The sequence below is a fragment of the Amycolatopsis sp. NPDC059021 genome (assembly GCF_042739895.1).
Classification (GTDB): domain Bacteria; phylum Actinomycetota; class Actinomycetes; order Mycobacteriales; family Pseudonocardiaceae; genus Amycolatopsis.
In genome coordinates, this window is the sequence record NZ_JBHYIQ010000035.1 from 76,928 (window position 1) to 85,364 (window position 8,437).

Below are 8,437 nucleotides of genomic sequence, written 5' to 3' on the forward strand. Positions count from 1 at the left end.
ACGGCCACCCGACGCGGCACTCACCACAGTGGACGGACGCCGGGTGCCCGCGCGGCGCCGGTGACCACCGATCCGTGAATCCGTCGAGCCGTGCCCGGCAGGCTCACAGGTGCAGTTCGCGGCAGACCTTGCCGATCTGCTCGGCCGAGGCACGCAACCGGGCGAGTTCGTCATCGGAGAGCACCGCGGGCTCGGCCGCTCCCGCACCGTCCCTGCCCACCAGCCGGGGCAGGGACATGCACACCCCGCCGATGCCGGGGAAGTCGCGGACCAGGCTGCTGACCGGCAGGATCAGCCGCTGGTCGCCGATGATGGCGTCGAGCACGTAGGCCACCGCCAGCCCGACGGCGTAGTTGGTGGCGCCCTTGCCCGCGATCACCTCGTACGCGGCGTTGACCACGGTCCTGGCGATCTCGTCACGGACCGCGGGGGTGAAGACCGGCGTGCCATCGACCACCCAGTCGGCCACCGGCACCGAGCCGATGAACGCTCCCGACCACAGCGGCACCGAGCTGTCGCCGTGCTCACCGGCGATGTAGGCACGCACGCTGGGCACACCGACCCCGGCGCGTTCGGAGATCAGCGAGCGCAGCCGGGAGGAGTCCAGCACCGTTCCCGAGCCGACGACGCGGTGCGCCGGAAGGCCACTGACGGTGAGCGCCGCGTGGGTGATGACGTCGACCGGATTGGTGACCGGCAGCAGGATCGCCTCCGGTGCCACCGCCAGCAGCCGGGGCACCAGCGACCGGACCATGGCCACGTTGGCTTCCGCGAGCGCCATCCGGCTCTGCCCGCGACGCTGTTTGGCTCCGGCCGTGATCACCACGACGTCGGCGTCCGCGCACACGCTGATGTCGTCGCCGCCGACGATCGAGGCGGCCGGGGTGAACATGCTGCCGTGCCGTAGGTCGAGCACCTGGGCGCGTACCTTGGCCGCGTCGGTGTCGTAGAGCGCGATCGTATGTGCCACACCGTGGATCTGGCAGGCGTAGGCGATCGTGGAACCGACCGCGCCCGCGCCGACGATCGCGACCTTGGTGCCATGTGGCGCCCGATGTACGGGGAACAACTGGGACACTCCGTTCTCCTCACTCAGCGGACCAAGCCTTCGAACGCGGCCTGGGCGAGCGGCTCGTCCGCGCCCCGGCCGCCACCTCCCGGCTACCTCCGTCGCCACACGACTCCTCGATAGGTGCTGCTCGCGCCGTCGTAGCCGATCCCGCGAAGAAGCCACCTAGTTCGTCCAGTCCGCGCTCCGCGGGTTCGCGACCGACGACGAACTCGCTGCCCTGTCCCCCGACGAGAACCTGCGTGACGCGCTGGAACTGGACTCGATGGACTTCCCGACCTTCGTCGAGCGGCTGTCCACCGGGCTGGACCGTCACATCGACGAGGACGACTACGACCGCCTGTTCGTGAGCGTCGCGTAGCGGGCACCGAGTTCGTCTCCCCACGCACGGGCCCGGTCCTTCTCGCCCTCGGACAGCGCCGCACCCGGATCGCTCGAGTCCACGAAGAAGCTCTCCGGCGGTACCAGCAGCTCGCATCCCAGCCGTCGCAACCGCTTCCGCGCACCGAGCGCCGCCGAACCAGTGAGCCACGGCGGCTTCGCGATCCGGGTGTCGAACACCGCCGTGACCAGCTCCGCCGGCGCCTTCTCCAGCGTGTCCAGCCATTCCCGCAAGCCGGTCCGCTTCGAACGAGTACCGGACCGCGCCTGGAGGGCCGCCTCTTCCCGGGTACGCCGACGGGTCATTCCATGAACGTGTGTCGGCCCGCCCGCCACCAGCAACCCGATGCCGTCCAAGGCCGAAGGCGCGTCGTCCACGTTCACCACCTCGACCGGCGCGTGGGGCGCGAGTCCCGCGCCGACCGCCTCGGCCACCAGCTCGGTGTTTCCGAACATCGATTCGAACACCACGACGGCTCTCGTCGAACTCATCAGGAACCTCCTCGGTACGGGCAACCGGATCGCCCCTCCGACGATCCCGCGCACACCACTCCGGGGAACAGGAACGAAAGGCCCGGCGAACAAGGCATTCCGGCTCCTCTCCTGGTAGGTGCCCAGTCCCGATCCTGGGAAGGACGCGGCGCTCGGTCAGTCGGTGAGCTCGACTCGGATGGGGAGCAGGTCCGTACCGACGGTCCGGACGGCGGCGCTGGTGAATCGGGGCAGGTCCCGGAGCCGGGCACCGGCGTCGTCCTCGGGCAGGAGGTGGGCGACGCCGTGGTGCCACTGCCCGCCGATGCGGACACGTACCTCGGGCTTGGCGAGGATGTTGCGCACGTACTGGGAGTTCCGGCCGTGTTCGGAGACGAACCAGAACTCCTGCCCGACACGGCGGCCGCCGATGGGTGTCCGCCTGGGCAGCCCGGACTTCCGGCCGGTCGTCTCCAGCAGGGACCGACCGCGCAGCCGGGCGGCCACCGGGTTGAGGACCCGTCGCTGCAAGGTCGTGACCACGCGGTACTTGAGGATGGATCGACGTGGCATGCGTAGCTCCCGAGGAATGCGACTGTCGTGTTCGGACGGTTGTGCGCTGGCCCGAGGCGCGGATCTTCACGGCTTTCGGCTTGGACCCGCACTGGCGGGTAGTGCTCGATACCGAACAATCGCCACACGTACCGGCGAACTGGGGAAGGGCGGTCGCGGTTCCGGCGACTTCGCCGCCATCGTCGCACCGGTTCCGCCCCCGAGCACCACGATCCGCTGGGTCATCGCCCCAGTTTTCGCACCCCGGGACCCGGCCGGATAGGGGCTTCGGTCCCCGCGGCCGAGGACGTGACCATCGATCCACGGCGCGGCATCCAGGCCGGCGCGGAGACCGCCTTCCCCTCTTGCCGGTGGCTTTCGGCCGTATCCGCCGGAACCTCGGGCGCGGGAGTATCGGACAGGCATCGCGCCACAGGCTGGAGGCGGGCGGAATGAGCACTCTCGGGGTCATGATCGTCGCGGCGATCACCGCGTTCGTCACGGCCGGCTGTGGCGGTGGCGGTACCACCGCGGCACCGGTGCCGCCGAGCACCCCGGTGACCGCCTCGGACTTCGCCCCGACCGCCGACCCGGCTCCCCCGCCCCCTCACCCCAGCGCCCCCGCCCCTCCGCTCGGCACTTCGGCCGTGCCGACCGCACCTGTAGCCGCTCCGGAATCGTGCGGCACAGCCGGATGGGACGCGGCGCCCAAGGCCGCCGAGGGTTTCAGCCGCGCGAGCCTCTATCTGGTCCGTATCGGCAGGCACGACTGTTACGACCGCGTCGTCTTCGATATCAACGGCCCGGCACCGGCGGGATTCTCCGTGCGGCACGTCCCGGTCGTGACCTCCGACCCCAGTGGCGAACCCCTGCCGGTGCCGGGCGGCGCGGTGCTCCAAGTGGTCGTCCGGGCACCCGCACTCGGCGATGACGACTCCGGCCATCAGCCCGGCCGGGTACTCGCCAGGACCGGCGACCAGCTGTACGGTCCCGCCCGGCTGGCGGCCTGGGCCTCGCTGCGTGCGGTGCGGTTCGCCGGATCCTTCGAAGGCCAGTGCACCTTCGCCGTCGGAGTACGGGCCCGGCTGCCGGTCCGCGTCTTCACCCAGCTCGACTCCGGCGACCGGATCCGCCGGGTGGTCCTCGACATCGCGCATTGACCGCGCCGATGTGGGTACCCTGCACCGCGGCGACCGAGAGCACGACGGGGCGGCACACCGGCAGTTCAGTGTGAGGAGACGACCATGCCATGCCTTGATCACCCACCGGTGCCGCACCTCGCCCGGCGACTCTCTCGTCCATAGTGGACGTTCATGACGCGGTCACCCTCGGGGTGGAAGAGGAGTTTCTCCTGCTCCACCCGGAGACGGGTGAGGTGGTGTGCGCCGCTCCCCGGCTGCTGGAACTGCTCGCCCGCGAACCCACGGTGATGCCGGAACTGATGCGCTTCCAGATCGAAACCGCGACCACCGTCCGCCGCCGGCTCGAGGACGTCCGCGCCGACCTGACCAGACTCCGGCGGCGGCTGGCCGATGCCGCCGATCGCGCCGGCTGCGTCGTCGTGGCCACGGGGGTCGCGCCCTTCGGAGCCGCGCCGGGTACCTCCGCCCTGACCCCGAGCCGCCGGTATCTCACGCTCGCGAAACGGTTCCCCGGTCTCATCGCCGACGCGGGAACCTGTTCCTGCCACGTGCATGTGGGCATCCCGTCCCGCGAGAGCGGGCTCCGCGTCATCGCCGAACTGCGGCCCTGGCTACCGGCCCTGCTGGCGATCACCGCCAACTCGCCGTTCAGGCACGGCCGGGAGACCGGCTGGGCGAGCGCACGGTACGCGCTGTGGTCCCGCTGGCCCACCGCGCGACCGCCCTCGGCATGGCCGGGGGTCACCGACTACGACACCGAAGTCACCGAGGCGATCCGGTCCGGTGCCGCACCCGACGAGCGGAGCCTGTACTTCTACGCGCGGCTCTCACCCCGCTACCCGACCGTGGAGGTCCGGATCGCCGATACCTGCCTGGACGTCGAAGACGCGGTGCTGCTGGCCGGGCTGGTACGTGCGCTCGCCGTCACGGCACTCCGAGACGACCCACCTCCGGCGCATCCCGTTCACGACCGTGCGATATCCGAAGCGCTGTCCGCCGCCGCCCGGCACGGGCTGACCGGTCCTGGCCTCGATGTCCGGACCGGGGCCGTGCTTTCCCACGAATGCCTCCTCGACCGGCTCGTCGCCCACGTGCTCCCGGGCCTCGACGCGTACGGCGACCTCGACGTGGTGAAGCGGCGCGTGGACGAACTCCACGGACACGGCGGAGGCGCGGCACGCCAGCGCCTGCTGCGCCCCGCGGCCGCCTCTCCGGCAACGTTCGTCGCCCGGCTGGCCGAAGCCACCGTGGCCGGCCCGCGCCCATGACCGGCGAAGCCACCGGCGACCGGTGTCGCTTCTCCTGGCACGAATCCCAGCACCGGACGACGTAGTCCTTACGTCACAACAGAACTCGTTCGCGATCTCGCGGAACGACCGCGACGAGACCGTGTTCGGCGCGTAACCTCTCGGCCAGTGCCGCCGAGCCGTCGGGCTCACCATGGACCAGATACGCGGTCCCCGGCGGTTCCCCCGTACTCGCCCACGCCACCAGCTCGTCGGCGTCGGCGTGCGCGCTGAACGCGTCGAGCTGGACGACATCGGCGCGTACCGGGACGTAGCGCCCGTGGATCTTGATCTGCCGGGCGCCGGAGGCGAGCTGACGGGCACGGGTTCCCGCGGCGGCGTATCCGGCGATCAGGACGGTGTGCCGGTAGTCCGGCAGCAGATATTCGAGATGGTGCAGGATACGCCCGCCGGTGGCCATCCCGGACGCGGAGATGACGATCGACGGCATCCGCGGCGCGTTGACCCGCATCGACTCTTCGACCGTCCGTAGTTCCGTGAGCCTGCCCGGCGTCAGCGGGTCGTACCCGGCCAGCTCCGGGCGGATCTCCGGCCAGCCCTGCCGCAACGCCTCCCGGTACACCCGCAACGCCGCCAGCGCCATCGGGCTGTCCACGAACACCGGTAGCTCCGGAATCTCCTTGTCCCGCATCAGTTTCGCCAGCGTGACGAGTACGACCTCGGTCCGGTCGACGGCGAACGCGGGGATCAGGACGCTCCCGCCCCTGCCGGCCGTGCGGCGGATGGTCTCCGCCAAGGTCGCGAGGGCGTTCGCGTCGTGGTGCGTCCGGGCACCATAGGTGGACTCCAGCACCAGCGCGTCGCAGGAGGGCCGCGGCTGCGGCGGCCGCAGCAGGCTGTGCCGAGGTCTGCCCAGGTCGCCGCTGAACACCACGCGACGCCCGGCCGCGTCCAGCCGCGCCCACGCCGATCCGAGGATGTGCCCCGCCTGTCCGAAGTGGAGGGTGAAGCCCGGCGCGATCTCGGTGTCCCACCCGTATTCGACCACCCGTAACTGGCGGATCGCCTTCCTCGCGTCTTCGGCGTCATAGAGCGGAAGCGCCGGGCGGTGCTTGGACCAGCCGTACCGGTTCGCGTGTTCGGCTTCCTCGATCATGAGGTGCGCGCTGTCCTCGAGCACGATCGGGACCAGCTCGGCGGTCCCCGGCGTCACGAACACCGGGCCACGCCAGCCCGCGCGGGCCAGTACCGGAAGGTACCCGCAGTGGTCCAGGTGCGCGTGCGTCACCACGACCGCGTCCACCCCGGACAGCCGGGACGGCATCGGCGCCCAGTTCCGCCTGCGCAGTTCGGCCAGTCCCTGAAACAGCCCGCAGTCGACGAGCACCCGCGCGTCTTCGGTTTCGACGAGGTGCTTGCTGCCGGTCACCGTTCCCGCCCCGCCGTAGAAGGTCAGCGACGGCGGCCGCGCGGGCCCGGTTGTGGCCATCTGGGTACTCCTCGTTCCGTTCGACCATCCACAGTGGACGACTGCGATCGCGAGCCGCTGTGGACCGCGTAGTCCGCGGCGCGTGAGTCGTCGTGTGGTCAAGCCTCGCGCGCGGCACACCTGGCGCGCAGAGGCGAACGGCCCCGCTGATCGCGCCGACCGGCCCTGCTCGCCCTGCCGCCGGCACGACCGGGCGAAGGACTTACGACCCTATGCTCCATCCGGCCGAGCTGTCAGAGTTCTGGCCGAGGAACGGAGCGACCATGACTGATGACCGCGAAAAGTGGACATTCGATGTGGCTTGGGAACGCACACCGCACCGCACGCGTGCCCACATCCTCCTCAAGAGCCCGGACAACCACGAGTTCTGCGGGGTAGGGCTCGCCCACGACGTTCGGGACACTGAAGAGGTGGCGCAGGTCGGGACCTACCTGGCGATCGGACGAGCCTTGTCCGACCTCACCGAGGAACTGCTGGAAGCGGTCGTCATCGACGTCGAATCGGCAGCGGCCAGGCTGGACCGGCCGGTCGCCGAACTGCTCGACGAAGCGGGTGGGAAGCGCGCTATCGCCGAAGGGATCGCGGAGGGCACCGTCCGGCTGCGCCACTGACCACCCGGCGCCGCGCGACCCCACGGAGTGTGGCCTGCCTCGGCCACACGATCATTTCTTCAGCATCGCCCCGAACACCCCGACGCTGCCCTGCGCCGCCGCGCCTTCGCCGAGCCGGGCGTCGTCCAGCTTCGCGGTCAGCTCGTTCCGCACCTCGACAACACCGTCGACCCGGCGGGCGAACTCGAGCATCATCGTGACGAGACTGGCCCGTTCCAGCTGCCCCTTCAGCGTGACGACGCCGTTGTGCACCGACACGAACAGATCCCGCGGATCGACGCACATCACGCGCTCGATCACCTCTTCGCGGATCTCCGCCCGGATTTCGGTGTCCGGCCGCAGGAAAATCCGCAGCAGATCCCCTCGGGTGACCAAGCCGGCGAGCTTGCCGGCGGAGTCCACGACCGGCAGCCGGTGGATCCGGTGCTCCTCCAGCAGCCGCGCGGCCCGCGACACGTCGGCCTCCTGCTCGACCGTGATCGCGGGCGTGGTCATCAGGTCGGCCACGAACTGCCCGGTCGCCTTGCGGTGGAGCCGGCGCCGCCGTACCCGGCCCGCCTTGCGCTCCAGCAGATCGCCCTGCGAAACGACGCCGACGACCACGCCTTCGTTGTCCACCACGGGCGCGCCGCTGACGCCCCAGGCCGCGAGCAGGGCGGCCGCCGCCTTGAACGGAGTTTCCGGGTGCACGGTCGCGACATTCGTCTTCATCACCGAACGCACCGGATGCTGATGGGTCATCTCGAACTCCTTCTCTGGGGCCGTGGTCATTCCCGCGACCGCGCGGATTCCGCCGTCACGCCTTCGATGTCCCGTGCCGTGGCGTCACGCCTTTCTCGCATCAGGACCTCCTTGTTCCATCCCCTCCACGATCTACGCCGGGCAGCCACGGCCGGAAGGGCCGAATGTCACCGGCCACCGGCAGAGGACCCCTCGCGTGAGGTAGTTCGGCCCTGGACCGGATCGGTCACCGCGCCCGAGTGGCCGACGATCGGTCCGCCGCACCCCACCTAGGGTGTCCATAGTGGACCTTGGAACACCGGTGGTGTGCCCGCCGACGACTGGCTGGCCCCTTGTGAGCGTGGTTTTCCCGACCCAGCATGGAAAACACCACTTGACTCACGACCAGAGGAAACGACGCCATGCTGAGCCGTCTCGTCACCGGGGTATTCGCCGCGCTCACGGTGCCGACCGTCACCGCCGCCCCGTCGGAAGCACGGGGCCTCGCTCCCCAAGTGTCGACCACGGTGGTGGTCAACGAGGTGGCCCCCTCGGGCGCGACCGGCGAGAAGGACGAGTTCCTCGAACTGCGCAACATCAGCACCGCCCCCGTGAGCCTCACCGGTTTCACCCTGCGGTTCTCCGGTTCCACCTGCGCGGTCACCACCGTCCTCGCCCTTCCGGCGGGGCTTGTGCTGCAGCCCGCCAATGCCGCGGGCCAGTACCTCGTCGTGACGGGCCAGGACTTCGCCGGC

Annotated in this window: 9 protein-coding genes; 4 read left to right on the forward strand and 5 right to left on the reverse strand. The window is 70.4% G+C overall.

The features are described 5' to 3' along the window. Positions 1-103: 103 nt before the first annotated feature. From ACFWX1_RS21710 to ACFWX1_RS21720, 3 genes are all read right to left on the reverse strand, one after another. Complete coding sequence (locus ACFWX1_RS21710) at positions 104-1,078, reverse strand: L-lactate dehydrogenase (RefSeq protein ID WP_378389940.1); 975 nt, start codon at positions 1,076-1,078, stop codon at positions 104-106. Between the two features lie 321 nt (positions 1,079-1,399). Continuing rightward, entirely contained in the window at positions 1,400-1,942 is a 543-nt protein-coding gene (locus tag ACFWX1_RS21715) for a flavodoxin family protein (protein WP_378389942.1), read from the reverse strand. A gap of 156 nt (positions 1,943-2,098) precedes the next feature. Then, positions 2,099-2,494: a nitroreductase/quinone reductase family protein gene (locus ACFWX1_RS21720; protein ID WP_378389944.1), complete on the reverse strand. Its 396-nt coding sequence runs from the start codon at positions 2,492-2,494 to the stop codon at positions 2,099-2,101. A gap of 431 nt (positions 2,495-2,925) precedes the next feature. On the opposite strand from ACFWX1_RS21720, the gene ACFWX1_RS21725 reads away from it, so the two are divergent. Together ACFWX1_RS21725 and ACFWX1_RS21730 are read left to right on the forward strand one after the other, a co-directional pair. Beyond that, the gene (locus tag ACFWX1_RS21725) at positions 2,926-3,633 is read left to right on the forward strand and encodes a hypothetical protein (protein ID WP_378389945.1); all 708 of its coding nucleotides are present in this window, start codon (positions 2,926-2,928) and stop codon (positions 3,631-3,633) included. A 143-nt stretch (positions 3,634-3,776) separates the two neighbouring features. Next, the gene (locus ACFWX1_RS21730; protein WP_378389947.1) at positions 3,777-4,883 is read left to right on the forward strand and encodes a glutamate--cysteine ligase; all 1,107 of its coding nucleotides are present in this window, start codon (positions 3,777-3,779) and stop codon (positions 4,881-4,883) included. Between the two features lie 73 nt (positions 4,884-4,956). Here ACFWX1_RS21730 and ACFWX1_RS21735 read toward each other — a convergent pair whose 3' ends face one another. Further along, positions 4,957-6,351 carry an MBL fold metallo-hydrolase RNA specificity domain-containing protein gene (locus ACFWX1_RS21735; RefSeq protein ID WP_378389949.1) on the reverse strand — a complete coding sequence of 465 codons (1,395 nt, stop codon included), beginning with the start codon at positions 6,349-6,351 and terminating at the stop codon, positions 4,957-4,959. A 263-nt stretch (positions 6,352-6,614) separates the two neighbouring features. On the opposite strand from ACFWX1_RS21735, the gene ACFWX1_RS21740 reads away from it, so the two are divergent. Continuing rightward, positions 6,615-6,962: a dsRBD fold-containing protein gene (locus ACFWX1_RS21740; protein ID WP_378389951.1), complete on the forward strand. Its 348-nt coding sequence runs from the start codon at positions 6,615-6,617 to the stop codon at positions 6,960-6,962. Between the two features lie 51 nt (positions 6,963-7,013). On the opposite strand, the gene ACFWX1_RS21745 is transcribed toward ACFWX1_RS21740, so the two are convergent. Beyond that, entirely contained in the window at positions 7,014-7,703 is a 690-nt protein-coding gene (locus ACFWX1_RS21745) for a CBS domain-containing protein (RefSeq protein ID WP_378389953.1), read from the reverse strand. 401 nt (positions 7,704-8,104) lie between these two features. Between ACFWX1_RS21745 and ACFWX1_RS21750 the strand changes: the two genes are divergently transcribed. Then, a partial coding sequence (locus ACFWX1_RS21750) for a lamin tail domain-containing protein (RefSeq protein ID WP_378389955.1) occupies positions 8,105-8,437 on the forward strand: 333 nt, incomplete at its 3' end.